The organism is Oceaniglobus roseus (assembly GCF_002869745.1).
Lineage (GTDB): Bacteria > Pseudomonadota > Alphaproteobacteria > Rhodobacterales > Rhodobacteraceae > Oceaniglobus > Oceaniglobus roseus.
Map to the genome: position 1 here is coordinate 74,910 of NZ_PNOS01000005.1, position 22,425 is coordinate 97,334.

At 68.5% G+C, this 22,425-nt stretch carries 20 protein-coding genes; 14 read left to right on the plus strand and 6 right to left on the minus strand.

Going from position 1 to position 22,425, the window contains the following annotated elements; translation table 11 throughout:
• Positions 1–2: 2 nt before the first annotated feature.
• The 4 genes from cydB to A7B20_RS04255 all read left to right on the plus strand — a co-directional run bounded on the left by cydB (position 3) and on the right by A7B20_RS04255 (position 4,536).
• On the plus strand, positions 3–1,007 hold the full coding sequence (gene cydB, locus A7B20_RS04240; RefSeq protein ID WP_102107316.1) for a cytochrome d ubiquinol oxidase subunit II: 1,005 nt from the start codon (positions 3–5) through the stop codon (positions 1,005–1,007).
• Positions 1,007–1,102, plus strand: a complete 96-nt coding sequence (locus tag A7B20_RS04245) for a DUF2474 domain-containing protein (RefSeq protein WP_102107317.1) — start codon at positions 1,007–1,009, stop codon at positions 1,100–1,102. Before cydB ends, A7B20_RS04245 begins: the two co-directional genes overlap by 1 nt.
• 96 nt (positions 1,103–1,198) lie before the next feature.
• Positions 1,199–3,010, plus strand: coding sequence for a c-type cytochrome (locus A7B20_RS04250; protein WP_172960960.1), 1,812 nt, complete (start codon positions 1,199–1,201; stop codon positions 3,008–3,010).
• 128 nt (positions 3,011–3,138) lie between these two features.
• The gene (locus A7B20_RS04255; protein WP_102107319.1) at positions 3,139–4,536 is read left to right on the plus strand and encodes an aminotransferase family protein; all 1,398 of its coding nucleotides are present in this window, start codon (positions 3,139–3,141) and stop codon (positions 4,534–4,536) included.
• A 206-nt stretch (positions 4,537–4,742) separates the two neighbouring features.
• On the opposite strand, the gene A7B20_RS04260 is transcribed toward A7B20_RS04255, so the two are convergent.
• Positions 4,743–5,798 (minus strand): ABC transporter ATP-binding protein, encoded by a 1,056-nt coding sequence (locus A7B20_RS04260; RefSeq protein WP_102107320.1) that lies wholly within the window; start codon positions 5,796–5,798, stop codon positions 4,743–4,745.
• 4 nt (positions 5,799–5,802) lie between these two features.
• Positions 5,803–6,615 carry an IclR family transcriptional regulator gene (locus tag A7B20_RS04265; RefSeq protein ID WP_102107321.1) on the minus strand — a complete coding sequence of 271 codons (813 nt, stop codon included), beginning with the start codon at positions 6,613–6,615 and terminating at the stop codon, positions 5,803–5,805.
• A 157-nt stretch (positions 6,616–6,772) separates the two neighbouring features.
• Here A7B20_RS04265 and A7B20_RS04270 point away from each other — a divergent pair, with 157 nt between their 5' ends.
• From A7B20_RS04270 to A7B20_RS04315, 10 genes are all read left to right on the plus strand, one after another.
• Positions 6,773–8,053 (plus strand): ABC transporter substrate-binding protein, encoded by a 1,281-nt coding sequence (locus A7B20_RS04270; RefSeq protein WP_102107322.1) that lies wholly within the window; start codon positions 6,773–6,775, stop codon positions 8,051–8,053.
• Positions 8,054–8,189: 136 nt separating this feature from the next.
• Entirely contained in the window at positions 8,190–9,119 is a 930-nt protein-coding gene (locus A7B20_RS04275) for a carbohydrate ABC transporter permease (RefSeq protein ID WP_102107323.1), read from the plus strand.
• A 77-nt stretch (positions 9,120–9,196) separates the two neighbouring features.
• A complete protein-coding gene (locus tag A7B20_RS04280) occupies positions 9,197–10,045 on the plus strand; it encodes a carbohydrate ABC transporter permease (protein ID WP_102107324.1) in 849 nt (282 codons plus the stop codon).
• A 7-nt stretch (positions 10,046–10,052) separates the two neighbouring features.
• Complete coding sequence (locus A7B20_RS04285; RefSeq protein WP_102107325.1) at positions 10,053–12,152, plus strand: alpha-galactosidase; 2,100 nt, start codon at positions 10,053–10,055, stop codon at positions 12,150–12,152.
• On the plus strand, positions 12,149–12,913 hold the full coding sequence (locus A7B20_RS04290; RefSeq protein ID WP_102107326.1) for an SDR family NAD(P)-dependent oxidoreductase: 765 nt from the start codon (positions 12,149–12,151) through the stop codon (positions 12,911–12,913). The genes A7B20_RS04285 and A7B20_RS04290 overlap by 4 nt, the downstream gene beginning before the upstream one ends.
• Positions 12,910–13,830, plus strand: a complete 921-nt coding sequence (locus A7B20_RS04295) for a 2-dehydro-3-deoxygalactonokinase (RefSeq protein ID WP_102107327.1) — start codon at positions 12,910–12,912, stop codon at positions 13,828–13,830. Before A7B20_RS04290 ends, A7B20_RS04295 begins: the two co-directional genes overlap by 4 nt.
• Positions 13,827–14,438, plus strand: a complete 612-nt coding sequence (locus tag A7B20_RS04300) for a 2-dehydro-3-deoxy-6-phosphogalactonate aldolase (RefSeq protein ID WP_102107328.1) — start codon at positions 13,827–13,829, stop codon at positions 14,436–14,438. Before A7B20_RS04295 ends, A7B20_RS04300 begins: the two co-directional genes overlap by 4 nt.
• Complete coding sequence (locus tag A7B20_RS04305; RefSeq protein WP_102107329.1) at positions 14,435–15,274, plus strand: SMP-30/gluconolactonase/LRE family protein; 840 nt, start codon at positions 14,435–14,437, stop codon at positions 15,272–15,274. The genes A7B20_RS04300 and A7B20_RS04305 overlap by 4 nt, the downstream gene beginning before the upstream one ends.
• A gap of 202 nt (positions 15,275–15,476) precedes the next feature.
• The gene (locus A7B20_RS04310) at positions 15,477–17,381 is read left to right on the plus strand and encodes a beta-galactosidase (protein WP_102107330.1); all 1,905 of its coding nucleotides are present in this window, start codon (positions 15,477–15,479) and stop codon (positions 17,379–17,381) included.
• Positions 17,378–18,367 (plus strand): aldose epimerase family protein, encoded by a 990-nt coding sequence (locus A7B20_RS04315; protein ID WP_102107331.1) that lies wholly within the window; start codon positions 17,378–17,380, stop codon positions 18,365–18,367. Before A7B20_RS04310 ends, A7B20_RS04315 begins: the two co-directional genes overlap by 4 nt.
• A 183-nt stretch (positions 18,368–18,550) precedes the next feature.
• Here the strand turns inward: A7B20_RS04315 and A7B20_RS04320 are convergent, their stop codons facing one another.
• The 4 genes from A7B20_RS04320 to A7B20_RS04335 are packed head-to-tail and all read right to left on the minus strand — an operon-like array spanning position 18,551 to position 22,347.
• The gene (locus A7B20_RS04320; RefSeq protein ID WP_102107332.1) at positions 18,551–19,465 is read right to left on the minus strand and encodes a DMT family transporter; all 915 of its coding nucleotides are present in this window, start codon (positions 19,463–19,465) and stop codon (positions 18,551–18,553) included.
• A 4-nt stretch (positions 19,466–19,469) separates the two neighbouring features.
• Complete coding sequence (locus A7B20_RS04325; RefSeq protein ID WP_102107333.1) at positions 19,470–20,351, minus strand: NAD(P)-dependent oxidoreductase; 882 nt, start codon at positions 20,349–20,351, stop codon at positions 19,470–19,472.
• Positions 20,348–21,457, minus strand: a complete 1,110-nt coding sequence (locus tag A7B20_RS04330) for an NAD(P)/FAD-dependent oxidoreductase (protein ID WP_102107334.1) — start codon at positions 21,455–21,457, stop codon at positions 20,348–20,350. The genes A7B20_RS04325 and A7B20_RS04330 overlap by 4 nt, the downstream gene beginning before the upstream one ends.
• Positions 21,454–22,347 carry a phytanoyl-CoA dioxygenase family protein gene (locus A7B20_RS04335; RefSeq protein ID WP_102107335.1) on the minus strand — a complete coding sequence of 298 codons (894 nt, stop codon included), beginning with the start codon at positions 22,345–22,347 and terminating at the stop codon, positions 21,454–21,456. Before A7B20_RS04335 ends, A7B20_RS04330 begins: the two co-directional genes overlap by 4 nt.
• Between the last annotated feature and the right edge of the window lie 78 nt (positions 22,348–22,425).

The following is a 22,425-nucleotide window of genomic DNA, read 5'->3' on the forward strand; positions in this document are numbered from 1 at the left end:
CCATGCCTTTCGATCTTGCCTTCATCTGGGCCGGCCTCATCGCCTTCGCCGTGCTGGCCTATGTCGTGCTCGACGGCTTCGACCTGGGCGTCGGCATCCTGTTCCCGCTGCTCAGCACGGAACAGGAGCGTGACGTCGCCATGAACACCGTCGCACCGGTCTGGGACGGCAACGAGACCTGGCTGGTGCTGGGGGGCGGCGGGTTGTTCGCCGTCTTCCCGCTGGCCTATTCGGTGGTCATGCCCGCGCTTTATGCGCCGCTGATCGCGATGCTGATCGGGCTGATCTTCCGCGGCGTGGCCTTCGAATACCGCTGGCGGACGAAGCGGGCCAAGCGGTTCTGGGACTTCGCCTTCTTCGGCGGCTCCACCGTGGCCGCCCTGGGGCAGGGCATCGCGCTCGGCGCGCTGGTGCAGGGGATCGAGGTCGAGAACCGCGCCTATGCGGGCGGCAACTGGGACTGGCTGACGCCGTTCTCGCTGCTGACCGGCGCGGCGGTCGTCGTCGGCTATGCGCTGCTCGGCGCGACCTGGCTGCTGATGAAGACCGAGGGCCCGATCAACGACCACAACCGCCGCCTCGCCTGGCCGCTGTCGGTCACGACGCTGGGCCTGATCGGCGCGGTCAGCCTGTGGACGCCGTTCATCGACATGGAATATTTCAACCGCTGGTTCTCCGACTGGACGATGATCTTCACCTTCGCCGTGCCGCTGCTGGTCGCGGGCGCGGCCTGGCTGATGTTCTGGGGGCTGAAAACCCGGCACGACACCTACCCGTTCTTCGCCGCCCTGGCGATGTTCGTGCTCAGCTACATCGGCATCGGGATCAGCTTCTATCCGCACATCGTGCCGCCGAACCTGACGATCTGGGAGGCCGCGGCGCCCGACAGCAGCCTGAAGTTCGTGCTGGTCGGCGCCTCGGTCCTGATCCCCCTGATCCTCGCCTACACCGCCTATGCTTACTGGGTGTTCCGCGGCAAGATCGACCCCGACGAAGGCTACCACTGATGGGACGCAAGCTGCTCTGGTTCGCCGTCTACTGGCTGCTCGGAGTGGCCGCGGTATCGCTTGTCGCCTACGCGATTCGCCTCGCGATCCTGTGAGGCGGATGCGCGGAATGTCGCAGGACGTACGACAATTCTTCGGGAACTCGCGGAACATCTCTCTCGTTCGGCATTGGAACGCCGAGGAGAGACATGATGAATGACCAACCCCGCTGGCTGACTTTGCACAATATCTTCTACGCCATCGGAGGGGTTGCCGTCGTCGGCATCGTCGCCTTCGTGTCGGTGGTCTACTTCGGCGCCGTCAACGTCTCGGCCAAGCCACCGCACTGGGACGTCACCGCCTACGTCCTGCACAAGACCTTCAAGAACTCGGTCGACGCCCGCGCCGACGGGACGGTGCCGGTGGATTTCTCCGATCCGGGCCGCATCGCCCTTGGCGCCCAGCATTACGAGAACGTCTGCTCGAAGTGCCACGGCGGCCCCGGCCTGGGCCAGAACCCCATCGCCCTGTCCATGCGCCCCCGCCCGCAGCACCTTGCAGCCGTGGTGGACGAGTTCAGCGACAAGGAGCTTTACTGGATCCTGCAGAACGGCGTCCGGTTCAGCGCGATGCCGTCCTGGCCCACCACCAAGAATCAGGACGAGATCTGGTCGGTCGTCGCCTTCCTGCGCGCCCTGCCGGAGATGAGCGCCGAGGAATACGCCGACCTGGTCGGGCCGAAGGGCGACGCGCCGCAGATGCCCTATGGCAGCCCGGGCGCCCTGGCCGACATGGATGTGGGCGTGAAGGCGCCGCCGCTTGACGAATACCTCTATGCCGCGCCCGCGACCGAATGGCCGGACATCGCGATGACCGGCGTTCCGGTCCAGCGCTGCGCCGCCTGCCACGGCACCGACGGCACCGGCACGATCACCGGCGGCCATGCGCCGAACCTCACCGTGCAGTCGGCCGCCTACATGAAGGACGCGCTGCACGCCTATGCCACGGGCCAGCGCAAGAGCGGCATCATGCAGGTGGTGGCGGCCGGTCTCTCGGACGACCAGATCACGCAGCTGGCCGACTACTACGCCGGCCTGCCCGACAAGCCGACGCCGCCCGCGACCCCGGCGAGCGCCGAGCAGATCGCCCGCGGCCAGGAGATCGCCATGGCGGGGATCCCGGAATCCGCGGTCGCGCCCTGCTTCACCTGCCACGAGACGCCGCAGACCGAGGGCGCGACCCTCGCGGTGCCGCACATCGCCGGCCAGAGCGCGCCGTTCCTGCGCAAGCAGCTTGTCGCCTTCCGCGGCGAGGGGCGCGGCAAGTCCATCGCCTACAACCCGATGCACCACGAGGCGAACTATCTGTCGGACGAGGACATCATCAGCCTCGCCGCCTATTTCTCGGCCCTCGAACCGACGGGAAGCGTGGGGATGCCGAACGCGCTGCCCGAGGCGGACCTCGCCAACGGCAAGGCTCTGGTGTCGAAGGTCTGTTCGGAATGCCACGAGGCCACGGGTGTCGGCGTCGCCTCGGGCGAGTATCCGAACCTGACCCTCCAGACCAAGGAGTACATCAACCAGCAGCTCCACAGCTTCTGGACCAAGCAGCGCGACAGCTCGAAGATGTTCCAGACCACCAGCCGCATGTCGCTGGACGACATGCGCGACGTGGCGGAGTATTTCGGCCAGATCCCGCCGCAGCCCACGCCCGGCACCCCCGACATGGCGCTTGCCGCGGCGGGCGAGGCCATCGCGAAGGAAGGCATCCCGGACCAGGGCGTGCCCGCCTGCCTGACCTGCCACGGCGCCGAGCAGACCAGGGCGCTGCCGCTGATCGCCCGGCTGCACGGCCAGAACGGCAACTACCTCGAGCGTCGGCTGGACTACTTCGCCGAGGGCAACGGCGAACAGCTGCCCGGCCTGAACCCGATGCACGACATCGCCGCCGCCATGACCGCCGACCAGCGCGCCGAGGTCGCCAACTGGTTCGCCGCGCAGGAGGCGCTGACCAAGCAGTTCTGAACGGCCGCGATGCGGCGCCCCTTGAAACGGGCGCCGCTTGGGCGCACGATCATGCTCCAAGCGGGGGCCGGAGTCGCGACAGCGCCGCTCCGGCCCCCTTTCTTGTGACCCCTGCGCCGGAGCCCCCCATGAACGTCCCCTTCAAGCCGAACGACCCCCAGGGGGTCATCGAAGCCGACCGTGCCCACGTCTGGCACCACCTGATCCAGCACAAGCCGTTCGAGACGGTCGATCCCCGGATCATCGTCGAGGGCAAGGGGATCAAGGTCTGGGACATCAAGGGTAAGGAACACATCGACGCGGTGTCGGGCGGCGTCTGGACCGTGAACGTCGGCTACGGACGCGAGCGGATCGCGGATGCGGTGCGGGACCAGCTGGTGAAGCTCTGCTATTTCGCCGGTTCCGCGGGCTCGATCCCCGGCGCGATGTTCAGCCAGAAGCTGATCGAGAAGATGCCGGGCATGTCGCGCGTCTACTTCGCCAACTCGGGGTCCGAGGCGAACGAGAAGGCGTTCAAGATGATCCGCCAGATCGCCTACAAGCGGCACGGCGGGAAGAAGAACAAGATCCTGTACCGCGAGCGCGACTACCACGGCACCACCATCGCCTGCCTCTCGGCCGGCGGACAGGAGGAGCGGAACGCGCAGTACGGGCCGTTCACGCCCGCCTTCGTGCCGGTGCCGCATTGCCTCGAATACCGCGCCCACGAACAGGGCTGGGGCGACCTCTCGGGCGAGGCCTATGGCGTGCGCGCGGCGAAGGCGATCGAGGAGGTGATCCTGCGCGAAGGCCCCGACACCGTGGGCGGCCTCTGCTTGGAGCCGGTGACGGCGGGGGGCGGCGTCATCACGCCCCCGCCGGGCTACTGGGAGACGGTGCAGGAGATCTGCCGCAAGTACGACATCCTGCTGCACATCGACGAGGTGGTCTGCGGCGTCGGCCGCACCGGCACCTGGTTCGGCTACCAGAACTACGGCATCCAGCCCGATTTCGTGACCATGGCTAAGGGGGTGGCGAGCGGCTATGCCGCGATTTCCTGCTGCGTGACGACCGAGCGGGTCTTCGAGATGTTCAAGGACGACTCGGACGATCCGCTGAACTACTTCCGCGACATCTCGACCTTCGGCGGCTGCACCGCCGGGCCCGCTGCCGCGCTGGAGAACATGGCGATCATCGAGGAGGAGGGCCTGCTCGAGAACACGCTGGCCATGGGCGCGCGGGTGATCGACAACCTCAACGCGCTGGCCGAGAAGCACGCGGTGATCGGCGACGTGCGCGGCAAGGGCCTGTTCTGCGGCGCCGAATTGGTGGTCGACCGCCAGACGAAAGAGCCGATGCCCGAGAAGAAGGTGCAGGCGGTGGTGGCCGACTGCATGGCGCAGGGGGTGATCATCGGGGCCACCAACCGCTCGCTCCCCGGCAAGAACAACACGCTGTGCCTCTCCCCGGCGCTGATCGCGACGAAGGACGACATCGACCACATCACCGACGCCATCGACGGCGCCCTGACGCGGGTATTCGGCTGAGGAGAGTCAGCGATGGCAGGATTGCGAGGGAATCGCTCCGGCCCGGCCTGACCTGAAGCACACCCGACCGGATGTCTCGCCCGGCGGTTACGCCGGGCAGCCCCCGACCGCCCCCACGGGCGGGGGCTTCACCCCCACCCGCGGCCGCGGGCTGCCCTCCGTGTGAAGCGGAACACCCGACGCCCGCCGGATCACTACCTGATCTGTCACCGTATCCGCTTGCCCCCCTCGGCCGCGAACAGCATCGCCCGCTCCGGCGGGAACGACAGCCCGACGCGCGTGCCCTCCTTCGACCGCTCGTCGCCGCGCTCTTCCACGATCACCCGCTCGCCGCCCCGCCCTTCGAGATAGGCATAGGAGACGCCGCCCAGCGCCTCGGTCAGCTCGACCGAATGGGTGTCGCCCGGCACGATCTCCAGGTGCTCGGGCCTGACGCCCATCACCACCTTCGTGCCGTCGGCGGGCAGCGTCACCGGCAGCTCGTATTCTCCCTGCAGCGACGGAACGGCGACCTTGCCGCCCTTCACCGTCCCGGCCACGAAGTTCATCGACGGCGAGCCGATGAAGCCCGCGACGAACTGGTTGTCGGGATCGCGGTACAGCTCCAGCGGCGCGCCCACCTGCTCGACCCGGCCCGCGCGCAGCACCACGATCTTGTCGGCCAGCGTCATCGCCTCGACCTGGTCGTGGGTGACGTAGATCATCGTCGCGCCGATCTCCTTGTGCAGCCGCGCGATTTCCACCCGCATCTCCACGCGCAGCTCCGCGTCGAGGTTCGACAGGGGCTCGTCGAACAGGAACACCTCGGGCCCCCGCACGATGGCGCGCCCGATCGCCACACGCTGCCGCTGGCCGCCAGACAGCGCCGCGGGCTTCCTCTTCAGGTAGTCGTCGAGCTTCAGGATCCGCGACGCCTCCTTCACCTTCTCGGCGATCTCGGCCTTCGGATGCCCCGTCATCTTCAGCCCGAAGCCCATGTTCTCGGCCACCGTCATGTGCGGGTAGAGCGCGTAGGTCTGGAACACCATCGCCACCCCCCGCTCGGCCGGATCGTCGCGGGTCACGTCGCGTCCGCCGATCTCGATCCTGCCGCTCGTCGTCTCCTCCAGCCCGGCCACCATCCTGAGCAGCGTGGACTTGCCGCAGCCCGAGGGCCCGACGAAGACGCAGAACTCCCCGTCCTCGACGGTCAGGTCGATCCCGTGGATCACCTGCGTCTCGCCGTATTTCTTCACGACCTTGGACAGCGTCACACCTGACATGGCTTCATCCTGTTCTGGAAAGGGGTGGGGACATGGTGTCGGGAAAGCGCCAGCTGCGCACGTCGGCCGCGATCCGCGCCGTGGTCTCGCGCAGCACCGGCGCGAGCGTGGCCAGATCGGCCAGCGACCGCCGCGCCGTGGTCGAGGTGACGGAAAGCGCGCCCAGCACATGCCCCCCCTCCGACAGGATCGGCATGGCGATGCAGATGATGCCCGGCTCGTGCTCCTCGTCGTCGAAGGCGAAGCCGCGGGCGCGAATCGCCGCCAGCTCGACCCTGAGCGCCTCGGGCGTGGTCAGCGTCTTGCCGGTGAAGCGGTGGAACGCCTGCCGTTTCAGCGCCTCCTCCGCGCGTTCGGTCGGAAGGAAGGCCAGCATCGCCTTGCCGACCCCGGTGCAATAGGCCGGTCCGACCTTGCCGGCAGTCGAATACATCTCGACCGGCACCGTGGCGTTGCGCTTGTCGACATACAGCACCTGCCCGTTGTCGAGCTGCGCCAGGTGCACCGTCTCGCCCACCTGCGCCGACAGCCGGTCGAGCGAGGGCCGCGCGATCGGCGCAAGCGACGTCGTCTGCCAGGCCGCGTGGGCCAGCCGCACCAGCCGGACACCAAGGGAATAGGCGCCGGTATCGGGATCGAACTGCAGCATCCCCTGCGAGGTCAGCGTCTGCAGAAGCCGGTAGAGCGTCGCCTTCGGAAAGGGACTCTCGCGCAGCAGGTCGGCGAAGCGCACCGGGCGGCCGTGGCCTGCCACCTGGTCCAGCACGTCCAGCGCCTTGCCGACGGTGCCGTCGCCCCGCGCGTCCTCGCTCATCATGGTCCTCCCGACCTTCCCCGCGGCGCGCCATCGTCGACCGGGCGCACCCCGCGAGGAAACTGTTGACAAGCATAAGCCGGGTGCGGCACAGTTTTCAATATACAAAACCAAGTTTCACATAATGAAACTCACATAGGAACCACTCCGGGAGGAAACCATGGTATCCAAACTGAAGACGTCGCTCGCGGCGCTCGGCCTGTCCACGGCGCTCGCCACTTCGATGGTCTCGGGCGCCTTCGCGGCGGCCCACGAGACCCCGCTGACCGGCGACCTCGTCATCTTCTCCGACATGTCGAACCCCGCGCCCCGCGCGGTGATGGAAGGCATGGTCGCCCGCTTCAAGGAGATGAACCCCGACCTAAACATCGAGCTGACGATCATCGACCGCGAGGCCTACAAGACCCAGATCCGGAACTTCCTGACCGCCAACTCGCCCGACGTCGCCAACTGGTACGCGGGCAACCGCATGGCCCCCTATGTGGACGCCGGCCTGTTCGAGGACATCTCGGACGTCTGGGAAGGCGACATGTCGGAGAACCTCGCCTCGACCAAGGGCGCGCTGACCATCGACGGCAAGCAGTACGGCGTTCCCTACACCTACTACCAGTGGGGCGTGTACTACCGGAAGGACATCTACGACCAGTACGGCCTTTCCGAGCCCGAGGACTGGGAGACGCTGAAGTCCAACTGCCAGACCCTGCTCGACAACGGGGTGAAGTGCTTCACCATCGGGACGAAGTTCCTGTGGACCGCCGCGGGCTGGTTCGACTACCTCAACATGCGCACCAACGGCTTCGACTACCACATGAAGCTGACGGCGGGCGAGATCCCCTGGACCGACGAGGGCGTGAAGAAGACCTTCGCCAACTGGCGCGAGCTGATCGACATGGGCGCCTACATCGACAACCACACCGCCTATTCCTGGCAGGAGGCGCTGCCCTTCATGCTGAACGGCGAGGCGGCGGCCTATCTCATGGGCAACTTCGCGGTGGCGCCGATGCGCGAGGGCGGGCTGACGGACGACCAGCTCGACTACTACCAGTTCCCGACCATCACGCCCGACACGCCCAAGGGCGAGGACGCGCCGACCGACACCTTCCACATCCCCTCCAGCGCGAAGAACAAGGAGAACGCCAAGGCCTTCCTCAAGTTCGTGACCTCGGCCGAGAACCAGACGCTGATCAACGCGGGAGACGCGCTTGGCCAGCTGCCGGTCAACGCGCAGTCCTCGGTGGATGACGACAAGTTCCTGAAGGAAGGCTTCGACGTGCTGTCGAACAAGGCGCCGGGCGGCATCGCCCAGTTCTTCGACCGCGACGCCCCCGCCGAGATGGCGAAGGTCGCCATGGAGGGCTTCCAGGAGTTCATGGTGCGCCCCGACAACATCGACCGGATCCTCGACCGGCTCGAGAACGCCCGCGAGCGCATCTACAAGTGAACCCGCCCGCAGGATGGGTGATATCACCCATCCTGCCCGGGATCACCCAAGGCCCCGCCGGGCGTCCGACCCGAGGTCGCACGCCCGGCGGACGGAAATCCGACGCCGCCGAAGCGGCCCCGACGGGGGACAGACGATGACCCAGGCCACCCTGCCCGACACCCACGCCGACCGCGGCAAGCGGTCCTTCTGGCGGCGGAACCAGATCGCGATCTCGCCCTGGCTGTTCCTTGCCCCCGGCGTGATCTTCTTCCTGATCTACGTCATCTTCCCGGTCTTCCAGTCGTTCCAGATCTCGACCCTCCGCTGGGACGGGTTGGGCGATCCCGAATACATCGGGCTCGAGAACTACCGCGAGCTCTGGGACGATCCCGCCTTCTACGTCTCGCTGAAGAACAACGTCCTGTGGCTCCTGCTCTACCTCCTCGCGATTCCCGCCGGCCTGTTCATCGCGCTGTTCCTGAACCAGACCGTCACCGGCATCCGGCTCTACAAGTCGCTGTTCTTCTTTCCCTTCGTGATCTCGCAGGTCGTCGTCGGCCTGGTGTTCACCTGGTTCTACGACCCGACCTTCGGGCTGCTGAACGTCATGCTGGGCTGGTTCGGCCTCGGCCCGATCAACGTGCTGGGCGATCCGACCTACGTCACCTACGGCATCATCGCCGCCGGCCTCTGGCCGCAGACCGCCTACTGCATGATCCTGTATCTCACCGGCCTGAACGGCGTGAACCCCGAGCAGATCGAGGCCGGGCGTCTCGACAACGCGCGCGGATGGCGGATGCTCTGGCACATCATCATCCCGCAGCTGAAACCGGCGACCTTCATCGCCTTCGTGGTCACCATCATCGGCGCGCTGCGGAGTTTCGACCTGATCTCGGTGATGACCAACGGCGGCCCCTTCGGCGAATCCCGCGTGCTGTCCTTCTACATGTTCGAGGTCGCGCTTTCGGAATACGGCTTCCGCATGGGATACGGCGCCGCCATCGCCGTGGTGCTGTTCCTCATCATGCTGATCTTCATCGCCTACTTCCTGTGGTCGATGTACCGGGAGACCAGGGGACGATGACCCCCCGCCCCCCGTTCCCCGCGACGCGCACCGCAGGCATGGCCCGAGGGGCCGCATCCATGCAGGAGGCCTGAGCCATGTTCCCGACCCCCATCGCCAAGACCTCCCGCTCCTGGCAGCTGACCTACCAGTCGCTGCTGCCCGTCGCGCTGATACTGTGGCTGCTGCCGCTGATCTCGATCGCCGTCTTCTCGATCAAGCCCGACGCCGACTTCACCTCCGGCAACTACTGGGGCTGGCCCTCGTCCTTCGAGGGGATCACGAACTATTCGAAGGTCTTCTTCGAGTCCGACATGCCGCGCTACCTGCTGAACTCGGTGTTCATCACCGTGCCCACCGTGCTCGGCTGCATCGCGCTCTCGGCGATGACCGGCTTCGCGCTCGGCATCTACCGCTTCCGGTCGAACCTCTGGATCTTCTTCATGTTCGTCGCGGGCAACTTCGTGCCGTTCCAGATCCTGATGGTGCCGGTGCGCGACCTGACGCTGAACCTCGGGCTCTACAACACCAAGACCGGGCTCGTGCTGTTCCACATCGCCTTCCAGACCGGCTTCTGCACGCTCTTCATGCGCAACTTCATCCGCGCCCTGCCCTTCGAGCTGATCGAGGCGGCGCGGGTCGAGGGCGTGTCGGAATGGCGGATCTTCTGGTTCGTCGTGCTGCCGCTGATGAAACCCGCGCTCGCGGCCCTCGCCGTGCTGATCTTCACCTTCATCTGGAACGACTACTTCTGGGCGGTCGTCCTGACGCAAGGGGTCGAATCCCAGCCGGTCACGGCGGGCATCACCAGCTTCAACGCCCAGTACCGCGCCGCCTATCACCTGATGAGCGCGGGCAGCATCGTCGCGGCCCTGCCGCCGGTGGCGATGTTCTTCCTGATGCAGAAACACTTCATCGCGGGCCTGACCCTCGGCGCCGTGAAATAAGGACCACATGACCGATCAAGACGATATCCGCTGCTGGCGGCTCGACGACGGCGTGCAGACGCTGGTGCTGGCCTCCGTCGCGGATGCCCTGCCCGAGGTCGCCTACTGGGGCGGCCCCCTGCCCGGGGACGAGGATCTGGCCGCGCTCGCCCGCGCCGGGCTGCAGGACAGCACCGGCGGGATGCTCGACACCAACCCGCCGCTCTCGGTCTGCCCCGAGGCGCAGCGCAGCTTTCCCGGCCAGCCCGGCGCGATCCTGCGCTGCGCCGACGGCCTGCCGGTGCTGCCGCGGTTCCGCTTCGCCGCCGAAGAGGTCGGCGAGAACGCCGTGACCCTCGGCTTCACCGACGAGGCCAACGCGCTGCGCTACAGCCTCACCGTCGAGGCCGACCGCGAGACCCGCCTCATCACCCTCTGGGCCAGCCTCGACGGCGACGCGCCTTTCCTCTGCGAATGGCTCGCCGCCCCCGTGCTGCCCGCCGCCCAGGACGCGGACGAGATGATCGACGTCTCCGGCCGCTGGATCGGCGAGTTCCGCCTGAACCGCACGCCCTGGAGCCCCGGCGCGCGCCTGCGCGAAAGCCGCACCGGGCGCACCGGGCACGAGCATTTCCCGGGCCTCGTCGTCCCCTCCCGCGGCACGACCAACACCCACGGCGTCGCCCACGGCTTCCACTACGGCTGGTCCGGCGGCCACCGGATGATCGCCGAAGAGCTTCCGGACGGCCGCCGCCAGATCCAGTTCGGCCATGCCCAGGGCACGCAGATCGGCGCCGCCACCCGGTTCGAGACCGCCAGGCTCTACGCCACCCGCGCCACGACGGGGCTGAACGGCGTCGCCACCGCCTTCCAGCGTCACCTGCGCGACCGGATCGTGACCTGGCCGAAACCCGACGCGTCCCGCCCGGTGCACTACAACTGCTGGGAGGCGATCTATTTCGACCACGACCTTGCCCGCCTGAAGGAGATCGCCACCCAGGCCGCCGCCCTCGGCGCCGAGCGGTTCGTGCTGGACGACGGCTGGTTCGGCAGGCGCGACGACGACTACCGCGCGCTCGGCGACTGGGAGGTGGATCCGCGCAAGTACCCCGACGGCCTCGGCCCCCTGATCGACCACGTCCATGCCGAGGGCATGACCTTCGGCCTCTGGTTCGAGCCCGAGATGGTGAACACCGACAGCGACCTCTACCGCGCCCACCCCGACTGGGCGCTCGGCCCCGCCGACCAGGTGGAGGGCCGCCACCAGCGGGTGCTGGACCTCGCCAACCCCGAGGTCGTCGACTTCCTGCACGACAGGATCGGCAAGCTGCTCGCCACCCATGCGATCGACTACATCAAGTGGGACCACAACCGCGTCCTGCCGCTGCCCGACGCCGCGCAGACCGCGGGCACCTATGCCCTGCTCGCCCGCCTGCGGGCCGATCACCCGCAGGTCGAGATCGAAAGCTGTGCCTCCGGCGGCGGGCGGATCGACTTCGGCATCCTGCGCCACACCAGCCGGGTCTGGCTCTCCGACAGCAACGACGCGCTGGAGCGGCTGCGGATCCAGCACGACGCGGCGCTGTTCCTGCCGCTGGCCGTCACCGGATCCCACGTCGGGCCGCGCCACTGCCACACCTCGGGCCGCGTGCTCGACATCCGCTTCCGCGCCTGGGTCGCCGCCCAGCGGCACATGGGGTTCGAGATGGACCCGGCCGAACTGACCGACGACGAGGCCGAGGTGCTGAAAGACGTCACCGCCTGGTGGAAGGCCAACCGCGACTGGATGCGCACCGCCGACATCCTGCGGCTCGACAGCGCCGACCCCGCGGTGATCGCCGAGCAGCAGCAGGCGGCGGACGGCAGCCGTTTCGTCGCCTTCGCGGGGATCGCCGCCGCGTCCTCGCAGATCCTGCCGCGCCCGCTGCGCCTGACCGCGCTCGACCCCGACGCGCGCTATGCCGTGACCCTCCGGAACCGCGCCGATGCGCCGCGGCTGTCGCTGGGGAAACCGGCCCTGAAGTCCGAAACCGTGACCCTGCCGGGGCGTTACCTGATGGACCACGGGCTGACCCTGCCCTGGTCCTTCCCCCTTGCCATGTGGGTCATCGAAGGAGAACGCCAGTGACCGCAACATTCCCCGACCTCGAAGGCGCCTCGGTCTTCATCACCGGAGGCGGCTCCGGCATCGGCGCCGCGATCACCGACGCCTTCCTCGGCCAGGGCGCCAAGGTCGCCTTCGTCCAGCGCTCGGACCCCTCCGACTTCCTCGACAGGATGGAGGCGAAGCACGGCCGCCGCCCCTGGTTCCAGGCCTGCGACATCACCGACCTCGACGCGCTGAACGGCGCCCTCGCCGCCGCGGCCGAGGCGCACGGCCCGATCGGGGTGCTGGTGAACAACGCAGCCAATGACAAGCGCCACAAGACCGAGGACGTGACCCCCGAGTTCTGGGACCAGATGATCGCCATCAACCTGCGCGCCTATTTCTTCGCGACCAAGGCCGTGGTGCCGGGGATGCGGAAGATGGGCGGCGGGTCGATCGTCAACTTCTCCTCCATCAGCTACATGATGGGCCACCCCGACATGCCGGTCTACACGACCTCCAATTCCGGCATCAACGGCATGGTGCGCAGCCACGCCCGCGAGTTCGGCCCCGACCGGATCCGCGTCAACGCCATCGCCCCCGGCTGGGTCTTCACCGAGCGCCAGCTGGAAGAGATAGCGACGCCCGAGGACATCGAGGCGCACATCGAAAGCCAGTGCCTGAAGGAGCGGATGAAGCCCGAGGACATCGCCGAGCCGGTGCTGTTCCTCGCCTCCGACGCCAGCCGGATGATGACCGGGCAGGCCCTGGTGGTCGACGCCGGGGTGGTCGTGACCGGATGAGCGGGAAGGCGGACACCGGGCCGGCCTGGATCGGCGTCGACTGGGGCACCACCCACCTGCGCGCCTGGGCGATGGACGCCGCGGGCCGGGTACTGCACGACGACGCCTCCGACCGCGGCATGGGTACGCTGAGCCGCGACCAATACGAAGAAACCCTGCTCGACCTCGTGGGCGGCTGGCTCGGCACCGGCACGGTGCCGGTCGTCGTCTGCGGCATGGCCGGCTCCCGCCAGGGCTGGGCCGAGGCCGCCTATGCCGCCGTGCCCTGCCCGCCCCTCGGCGCGCCGCTGACCCGCGTGCAGACCGCCGACAGGCGCATCGCCGTCTCCATCATCCCCGGCCTGAAACAGGAGCGTCCCGCCGACGTGATGCGCGGGGAGGAGACCCAGATCGCGGGTTTCCTGCACCTCAACCCCCGCTTCGACGGCGTGGTCTGCCTGCCCGGCACCCACACAAAGTGGGCCCACGTCAGCGCGGGCGAGGTGGTGAGCTTCCAGACCGCGATGACCGGCGACCTCTTCGCCGCCCTCGCGCACCACTCGGTCCTGCGCCACTCCCTCGCCGACGAGGGCTGGGACGGCGAGGCCTTCGCCACCGCCCTCGCCGAGGCGCAGTCGCGCCCCGAAGCCCTTGCCGCCCGCCTCTTCGCGCTGCGCGCCGAGGGGCTGCTGCACGGCCTGTCCCCCAGTGCCGCCCGCGCCCGCCTCTCGGGCCTGCTGATCGGTGCGGAACTGGCGGCGACGAAGCCCTACTGGCTCGGCCGCGAGGTGGCGCTCATCGGCGCCTCGACCCTCTGCGCCCATTACGAGACCGCCCTCCGCGCCCAGGGCCTTGCCCCGATCCGCACCAACGGCGACGCGATGACCCGCGCGGGCCTCCTCGCCGCCCGCGCCCAGATCAAGGAGCCCACGCCATGAACAGGACTGGCCGCCCCCTCATCGCCATCCTGCGCGGCATCACCCCGCCCGAGGCCGTGCCTGTCGCCACCGCCCTGATCGAGGCGGGCATCACCCGGATCGAGGTGCCGCTGAACTCCCCGTCGCCCTTCGACAGCATCGCGGCGATGGTCGAGGCGCACGGCGAGACCGCCCTGATCGGCGCGGGCACGGTGCTGACGCCCGAGCAGGTGGCCCATGTCTACAACGTCGGCGGCAAGCTCATCGTCTCGCCCAACGCGGACCGCGAGGTGATCCGCGCCACCAAGGTTCTGGGCATGCAGAGCTTCCCGGGCGTGCTGACCCCCACCGAATGCTTCGCCGCGCTGAAGGCCGGGGCCGACGGGATCAAGGTATTCCCCGCCTTCCAGATGGGTGCCGAGGGGCTGAAGGCCCTGCGCGCGGTGCTGCCGAAGGGCACGCAGGTCTACATGGTCGGCGGCGTCGGTCCCGAGAACTTCGCCGACTGGATTGCCGCGGGCGCCGACGGTTTCGGCATCGGCTCGGCCCTCTACAAGCCCGGCGTCATGGCGGACGAGATCGGCGCGCGCGCCCGCAAGATGGTCGCCGCCTGGGACGCGGCGAGATGACCGTCACGGTTTTCGACCCGACCCCCTGCGCCCTCGGCGAGGGCGCCCTCTGGCACCCCGAGCGCGGCCAGCTGTTCTGGTTCGACATCCTCGGCAAGCGGCTCCTGACCCGCTCCGGCGACGGCGCCCGCCACTGGCAGTTCGACGAACATGTCTCGGCCGCGGGCTGGATCGACCGCGACACCCTGCTCGTCGCCTCGGAAACCGCGCTGTCCCGCTTCGACCTGACGACCGGCGAGACCGCGAAGGTGATCGCGCTGGAGGCCGACACGCCGACCACCCGCTCGAACGACGGCCGCGCCGACCCCTTGGGCGGCTTCTGGATCGGCACGATGAACAAGGACGGCAGCGAAGGCGGCGGCGCGATCTACCGCTTCTTCCGGGGCGACCTCCGCCGCCTCTATGCCCCTGTCTCGATCCCGAACGCCATTTGCTTCGCCCCCGACGGCAGTCGCGCCTACTTCGCCGACACGGCAAGACAGGCGATCCTTTGCGTCGCCCTCGATCCCGAGGGCTGGCCCGCCGCCGATCCCGAGACCTTCGCCGACCTCTCGGCCGAGGGGCTGAACCCCGACGGCACCGTGACCGACCGCGACGGCTGCCTCTGGAACGCCCAGTGGGGCGCCGCCCGCGTCGCCCGCTATGGGCCGGACGGGCGCTTCCTCGACGCCGTTTCGCTCCCTGCTCAGCAGACGACCTGCCCCGCCTTCGGGGAAGACGGCCGCCTCTACTGCACCTCCGCCGCAGACGGCCTGCCCGAGGGCCCCGACGAGGGCTGCACCTTCACCTTCGAGACGGACGCGCGGGGCTGGCCCGAACCACGGGTGATCCTGTGATCCGACCGAAGCCCCCGCGCGCCGGGATGCCGTCAGACCGTCCATGCGGCCCCCGGCCTTCGTCCTTCCGGACCTGCGCGAAGGATCCCGCAGAACGGTCCGCACCTCTGAGCTGTAGGCACCGCCCGATCGTCTGAAATCCGCCGCCGCTCCCTTCTTGCAGAAGATACCGCACTCCAATGCCCGCAACACGGATCACCCCATGACCCCTCGCACCCTCGGCGTCTGCTACTATCCCGAACACTGGCCGGAAGAGCAGTGGGCCGAAGACGCCGCCCGCATGGCCGAGACCGGCATCACCTGGGTCCGCATCGGCGAATTCGCCTGGTCGCGGATCGAACCGCGCCCCGCGCAGTTCGATTTCGACTGGCTCGACCGCGCGATCGACGTGCTGGGCGACGCGGGCCTGAAGGTGATCCTCGGCACGCCGACCGCCACGCCGCCCCACTGGATCCTCGACCGCCACCCCGACATGCTTGCCGTCGATGCGCAGGGCCGCCCGCGCAAGTTCGGCTCCCGCCGCCACTACTGCTTCTCCCACCGGGGCTACCGCGAGGAATGTCGCCGCATTGTGACCCTGCTGGCCGAACGCTACGGGAAACACCCCCATGTCCACGCCTGGCAGACCGACAACGAATACGGCTGCCACGACACCGTCGTCAGCTACTCCTCCGCCGCCCGCGACGCCTTCCGCACCTGGTGCGCGCAGAAGTACCAGAGCGCCGGGGCCCTGAACCGCGCCTGGGGCAACGTCTTCTGGTCGATGGAATACGACAGCATCGACGACATCGACCTGCCGAACCTGACGGTGACCGAGCCGAACCCGGCCCATGTCATGGCCTTCCGCCGCTTCTCGTCCGACCAGGTGCGGGACTTCAACCGCCTCCAGGTCGAGATCCTGCGCCGCCACACCGACCGCCCGCTGATCCACAACTACATGGGCCGGGAACTCGCCTTCGATCACTTCGACACGGGCGCCGACCTCGACATCGCGTCCTGGGACAGCTACCCGATCGGCTTCCTGTCGGACCGGATCGAGGCGACGGCCGAGCACAAGTCGCGCTTCCTGCGCCAGGGCGATCCCGACATGCAGGCCTTCCACCACGACCTCTACCGCGCCGTGGGCCGGGGCCGCTGGTGGGTGATGGAGCAGCAGCCGGGCCCGGTGAACTGGGCCCCCTACAACCCCGCGCCGCTTCCCGGCATGGCCCGCCTCTGGGCGTGGGAGGCCTTCGCCCACGGCGCCGAGTGCGTCAGCTATTTCCGCTGGCGCCAGGCCCCCTTCGCGCAGGAACAGCAGCACGCGGGCCTCCTGCGCCCCGACAGCGCCCCCGCCCCGGCCCTGGCCGAGGCCGCGCAGGTCGCAAGAGAACTGGCGGAGATGCCCGAGACCGGCACCGCCGAGACGCCCGTCGCCCTGCTTTTCGACTATCCCTCCGCCTGGGCCTGGGCGACCCAGCCCCAGGGCGCCGACTTCGACTACTTCCGCCTGACCTTCGCCGCCTACAGGGCCCTGCGCCGCGCAGGGCTCTCCGTGGACATCGTCAACGCCGCCGACGCCGACCTCTCCGCCTACCGGCTGATCCTCGCCCCCGGCCTCGCCACCCTGCCCGGCAACGTGCTGCGCCAGCTGGAGCGTTACGCCGGCACCGCCCTTCTCGGCCCCCGCACCAATGCCAAGACCCCCGAGATGGCGATCCCCGTTCCCCTGCCCCCGGACCTGCCCGGCCTCGACGCCACGGTGTCCCTGGTCGAAAGCCTGCCCCCCTCCGAGGCGATCCCTCTCACCCATGGCGGCGCCTTCCGCCACTGGTTCGAACACTTCGACGGCAGCGCCACCGTGACCGAGACCACGACCGACGGCCGCCCCGCGATCCTGTCGGCAGGGAAGCTCCACTACCTCGCCGGCTGGCCCGACGACGACGCCTTCGACCGCCTCGTCAGAACCGCCTGCGCGGCCGAGGGCATCGCCACCGAAGACCTCCCCGACGGGCTCAGGATCCGCGACACCGCGACCCACCGCTTCTGGTTCAACTACGCCCCCGATCCCGTTACCGTTGACGGCCACACCCTGCCCCCCGCGGGCGTATACTGGAGCGCCCTGTGACCCCCTTCGGCACCCGCAAGGACGGTGGCACCGTCCATCGCATCACCCTCGACAATGGCATCCTGACCGCGCAGATCCTGACCCACGGTGCCGTCCTGCAGGACCTGCGCCTGGCCGGTGTTCCCTACGGCCTGACCCTCGGCGCGACCGACATCGCCGCCTACGAGGGCGACATGGCCTATTACGGCGCCGTGGTCGCCCCGGTGGTCAACCGCATCGCGGGCGCCGCCTGCGAGATCGACGGCACGCCCCGCACCTTCGAGGCCAACGAGAGCGCGAACATCCTGCACAGCGGTGCCGCGGGCAGCCAGAACGCGCTGTGGGAGGTCGCCCGGCACGACAGCCGCTCGGTCGAACTGCACCTCACGCAGAAGGCCGGCGAAGGCGGCTTCCCCGGAACCCGCCGCATCGCGGCCGCCTACGCGCTCGACGGCGCGACGCTGGCGCTCACGATCACCGCCACCACCGATGCGCCCACCCTCTTCAACGCGGCCCATCACGGCTACTGGAACCTCGACGGGACGCCTGACTGGAGCGGCCACAGCCTCCAGATCCACGCCGACCGCTACCTGCCCGTGAACGACGCCACCCTGCCCACCGGCGAAATCGCACCGGTGGAAGGCACGCCGTTCGACCTGCGCCGCCCGCGCCCCGTGGCGCCGGACGACCTGCCCCGGCTTGACCACAACTTCTGCCTCGGGGACGCCCGCGGCCCCCTGCGCACCGCCGTGACCCTGACCGGCGCATCCGGCGTGAAGATGGAGATCGCGACCACCGAACCCGGCGTGCAGGTCTTCGACGCCGCCCCGATCGACACGAAGGGCCTGCCCACGGTCCACGGCCGCCCCTACACCGCCTACTGCGCCTTCGCCATCGAACCCCAGGCCTGGCCCGACGCGCCGCACCACCCGGCTTTCCCGTCCATCGCCCTGGCGCCGGGAGAGACCTACCGCCAGCACACCGAATGGCGCTTTTCCATCGCTTGAGCTTCGGCGCCCATTTTCCTCAAGGAAAATTGGCCGGTTTTCTCGAGAAAACCGGGTCCCGCACTCCGACCGCACCGACCGCATTCCAGACGCGCAACGGTCACATCCGGCGCGACATCCATTTTTCTCGAGAAAAATGGACCGGTTTCCTCGAGGAAACCGGCTCCGCCCCGCCACCTGTCCCTAGACCCGCATCCGCGCCACGACGCCGCCGCGTCCCCGCTCCCGCGCCCAGATGATCAGGCCCGAGACCATGATGATCGCCGCGCCGAGCAGGGTGAAGCTGTCCGGCACGTCGCCGAAGACGAGGTAGCCGCTGATCGTCAGGTAGATCATGAAGGAATAGGTGAAGGGCATCAGCGTCGTCGAGCTGGCGAAGCCGTGGGCGCGGGTCAGCAGCTCGTGCCCGAACCAGGCCCAGACCCCGAGCATCAGCATCAGCACCCAGTCGAGCGCGCTGTCCGGCGACTGCCAGACCAGCACCGCCGGCACCAGCAGCACCACCGTTCCCGTCAGCGCCGCGTAGAACTGGAGCGTCTGCGTCGCCACCTGCCCGGCCAGCCGCCGCGTCAGGATCGAATAGAGCGCGATCGCCACGGCATTGCCCATCGGCAGGATAGTGGCCCAGTGGAAGGCCACGCCGAAGGGCCGGATCACCACCAGCACCCCGAAGAAACCCAAGAGGATCGCGCCCCACCGCCAGACGCCCACCTTCTCCCCCAGAAGCGGCACGGACAGCGCGCAGACGATGATCGGCGAGGAAAACATGATCGCCGAGGTCAGCGACAGCGGCAGGTACTTCAGCGCGATGAAGTTGAACACGCTCGAGGCCGCGAGGAGAAGCGAACGCAGCAGGACCAGCCCGAACTGGTCCGTCGCGAAACGGTCACGGCTCAGTCCGCCCCGCCCGATGTCGACCAGCGAGATCACCAGCGCCCCGGCATAGCGCACGAAGGCCAGCTGGAAGGCGTGCAGCCCCCCGATCACCAGCCATTTCACCGAGGTGTCGACCGAGGCCATGAACATGTAGGAGACCAGCATCATCGCGATGCCGAGGCCCGCGCGATCCTCGTTCGCGCGGGCGATCACGCCGGACATGGGCCTATCCCTTGAACTTGTCCGCGTAGAAATCGACAAGCTCGGGCACCATCTTCTCGCCCCAGCCCGCGTCCACCGCCTGCTCCAGGCCGGTCCGCGCCGAGGCCGACATGATGCTCTCGACCCCCGCGTTCTCGGCCATCTGCGCGTAGTAGCCGACGTCCTTCCTCGCGTTGGCGATGGCGAAGGCCAGCTGGTTGGCGTCACCGTCCACGGCATAGGCCTTGATGAAATCCATCATGCCCGACTTCAGCGGCCCTGCCGACATGACGTTGTAGAGGTTCTGCCGCTCCACGCCCATCCGGTCGGCCATGGCAAAGGCCTCGGACATCGCGTTGGCCGTGGTCATGGCGAAGAAGTTGTTGATCAGCTTGATCGTGTGCCCCGAGCCGAGCTCGCCGAGGTGGAACACGTTCTCGCCCAGGTCGTCCAGAACCGGCTTCACCTTGTCATAGGCCGCCCTGTCGCCCGCGCCCATGATGTTCAGCTTGCCCTCGCGCCCGTGGCTCGGCGTTCGGCCCAGCGGCGCGTCGAGGTAGGCGCCCCCGGCCTCCGCCACCTTGTCGCCCAGCATCCGGGTGGACGACGGCAGCGAGGTGCCGAAGTCGATCACCACCGTGCCGGGCTTCAGCCCCGAGATCACGCCGTCCTCGCCCAGCATCCGGGATTCGACCTGCTCGGACGTGCCCATGCACAGCATCACGATGTCGCTCGCCTCGGCCAGCTCCTTCGCCGTCTTCGCCTCGGTCGCGCCGCGCTCCACGGCCTCGTCCACGCCCTTGCGGTTGCGGTTGCCCAGAACGGTCAACGTGTGCCCCTTGTCCTGCAGACGCAGCACCATGGCGGTGCCCATCAGGCCGAGGCCGATGAATCCGATCTTGCTCATACCGTAACTCCAATCTTTTCAAGGATCAGGGCCGCGCCGCGGCGGCCCATCTCGTCGCTGCATTTGGCGCCCGCACCGTTGCCGCCGGTACAGACCGCAACACGGTCGCTCAGGTGACCAACCTCCGGAAGCCGGTCATGGGTCCAGCTCGTCACGCAGGAGGACATGGAGACCGAGCGGATCTCCAGCGTCGGCATCAGGTCGCGGATCATGTGTTCGAGGTGATCGCGCACCTCGGCGTTGCCGCCGCCCCGGAACCATTCCCCGATGGCCTCCGGACCGTCCAGCGGCACGTCCTCGGGATCGCCGCCGAGCTTGACGTAGAGCTTGCCGTCCGGATAGCGGATCGGCGGCAGCAGGTACGGATCCTCCGGCGCCTCGTAGACGAGCGAGGGCATGGTCGCGAGCCTCTGCGCCTCCGCCTCCGAGACCTCGAACAGCGCCACGGTGCGGGCATAGACGTCGAGCCGCTTCTCGCGCCCCAGCACCGTGTCGGTCCAGCCCCCCGCGGCGACCAGCACGCGGTCGAAGCGATGGGCGCCTTCGTCCGTGGCGACCTCGACTCCTCCTTTGGACTCGTCCAAGCCAGTCACCGTCGCCTCCAGCACCTTCGCGCCGTGCTTCTTCGCCGCCGCGTTCTGCGCCGCGACCAGCCGCCGGGGGCTGACATGGCCCGCGCCCGTCGCCTCGTAGGCGCCGGTGACGCCGTCGGCGAAGCGGAAGAACGGGAACTTCCGCGCCAGCCCCTCGGCGTCCAGCATCTCGCAGGGGACGTCGAACAGCCGCCGGCCCTCATCCATGGGGGCCATGAACCCGGCCCCGCCCGCCATCATCGCCCCGGCCTCGGTATAGAAGCGGATGCCGCTCTCGGCCTCGATCTCGGCGTAGCGGGCGATCGAGGCCATGGACACCTCGACCCAGAACGGTTTCAGCGCGTTCTTCCGGGTGATCCGCCCCTCGTCGTAGTGCGAGCCGAAGACGCCCCGGTGGGTGTTGCGGTCGGCAGGCTCTCCGGGACCGATCAGCGTCACGTCGACCCCGGCCTTCGCCAGGTGCCGCGCGGCGGCCGAGCCCCAGAGGCCGCGTCCGACGACGCCGACCCTCAAGACACCACCTCGAAAGCCCGCGCCTTCAGCTTCTTCTGGATCTCATAGAGCGTCAGGTCGTCCGTCGGCATCGGCGCCGGGATCCGCGCGCCAAGGCTCTGCACCCGCGGCGTCAGCGTCCCCTGACCGCAGAGCAGCCGCGAGTCGTATTCCTCGATCCCGTTCCACTTCGTCAGCGACCCCATGATCGGGAAGGCGTCCGCGGCCATCATCTCGTAGAACAGCAGCCGCCGGTCCCTCTCGCTCCGATTGAGGGCAGAGCCGTGGACGATCCGGCCGTGGTGGATGCTGATCGACCCGGCGGGCCCCGTCAGCGGCACCGCGTCCTTCATCGCATAGCCGCAGGCGGCCAGGTCCATCGCCCCGGCGAAGACGCCGTCGACGTGGTGATCGTGGATCTCGTGGCGGTGGCTGCCCGGGAAGACCATCAGCGGGCCGTTCTCCATCGCCATGTCGTCGAGGATCACCGCCACCGCCAGCACGTCGTCGTTGGTGTGGGGGTAGAAGGCGAAGTCCTGGTGCCACTCCACCGCCGCGCCATAGCCCGCGGACTTCATGTTGAGCTTGGTCGTGTGCAGCCTGAGGTTCGGTCCGATCAGGTCGCGCACGGGGGCAAGGACATGGTCGGAGAACATCAGGTCGCGCATCACCTTGTTGTGGGTGTGCGGCAGCTTGATCCGGCGGATGCGCGGCGCGTCGGGCGTGTGGCTGTCCTCGAGGTCGATCTCGGCGCTGCTTTTCGTCAGCGTCCGCGCCGTCTCCTGATACTTCGCGATCTCGGCGCGGATGGTTTCGATGATGCCGGGGGGGATCCGGTTCTCGAGCACGAGATAGCCGTTCTCGTGGTAGAAGGCGGCCTGGTCGGGTGTCAGGGTTTCAAGGGCCGTCATCGCACTATCCTCTGGGCAGTCCCCAAAGTCGACGTCCCGGGGCTCTGCCCCGGACCCCGGAGTATTTTTACAAAGAAG

Excerpts from the sequence above, each read along its gene's own strand:
- cydB (WP_102107316.1), top strand. The coding sequence starts at position 3 with ATGCCTTTCGATCTTGCCTTCATCTGGGCCGGCCTCATCGCCTTCGCC.
- A7B20_RS04245 (WP_102107317.1), top strand. The coding sequence starts at position 1,007 with ATGGGACGCAAGCTGCTCTGGTTCGCCGTCTACTGGCTGCTCGGAGTG.
- A7B20_RS04250 (WP_172960960.1), top strand. The coding sequence starts at position 1,199 with ATGAATGACCAACCCCGCTGGCTGACTTTGCACAATATCTTCTACGCC.
- A7B20_RS04255 (WP_102107319.1), top strand. The coding sequence starts at position 3,139 with ATGAACGTCCCCTTCAAGCCGAACGACCCCCAGGGGGTCATCGAAGCC.
- A7B20_RS04260 (WP_102107320.1), bottom strand. The coding sequence starts at position 5,798 with ATGTCAGGTGTGACGCTGTCCAAGGTCGTGAAGAAATACGGCGAGACG.
- A7B20_RS04265 (WP_102107321.1), bottom strand. The coding sequence starts at position 6,615 with ATGATGAGCGAGGACGCGCGGGGCGACGGCACCGTCGGCAAGGCGCTG.
- A7B20_RS04270 (WP_102107322.1), top strand. The coding sequence starts at position 6,773 with ATGGTATCCAAACTGAAGACGTCGCTCGCGGCGCTCGGCCTGTCCACG.
- A7B20_RS04275 (WP_102107323.1), top strand. The coding sequence starts at position 8,190 with ATGACCCAGGCCACCCTGCCCGACACCCACGCCGACCGCGGCAAGCGG.
- A7B20_RS04280 (WP_102107324.1), top strand. The coding sequence starts at position 9,197 with ATGTTCCCGACCCCCATCGCCAAGACCTCCCGCTCCTGGCAGCTGACC.
- A7B20_RS04285 (WP_102107325.1), top strand. The coding sequence starts at position 10,053 with ATGACCGATCAAGACGATATCCGCTGCTGGCGGCTCGACGACGGCGTG.
- A7B20_RS04295 (WP_102107327.1), top strand. The coding sequence starts at position 12,910 with ATGAGCGGGAAGGCGGACACCGGGCCGGCCTGGATCGGCGTCGACTGG.
- A7B20_RS04300 (WP_102107328.1), top strand. The coding sequence starts at position 13,827 with ATGAACAGGACTGGCCGCCCCCTCATCGCCATCCTGCGCGGCATCACC.
- A7B20_RS04305 (WP_102107329.1), top strand. The coding sequence starts at position 14,435 with ATGACCGTCACGGTTTTCGACCCGACCCCCTGCGCCCTCGGCGAGGGC.
- A7B20_RS04310 (WP_102107330.1), top strand. The coding sequence starts at position 15,477 with ATGACCCCTCGCACCCTCGGCGTCTGCTACTATCCCGAACACTGGCCG.
- A7B20_RS04320 (WP_102107332.1), bottom strand. The coding sequence starts at position 19,465 with ATGTCCGGCGTGATCGCCCGCGCGAACGAGGATCGCGCGGGCCTCGGC.
- A7B20_RS04325 (WP_102107333.1), bottom strand. The coding sequence starts at position 20,351 with ATGAGCAAGATCGGATTCATCGGCCTCGGCCTGATGGGCACCGCCATG.
- A7B20_RS04335 (WP_102107335.1), bottom strand. The coding sequence starts at position 22,347 with ATGACGGCCCTTGAAACCCTGACACCCGACCAGGCCGCCTTCTACCAC.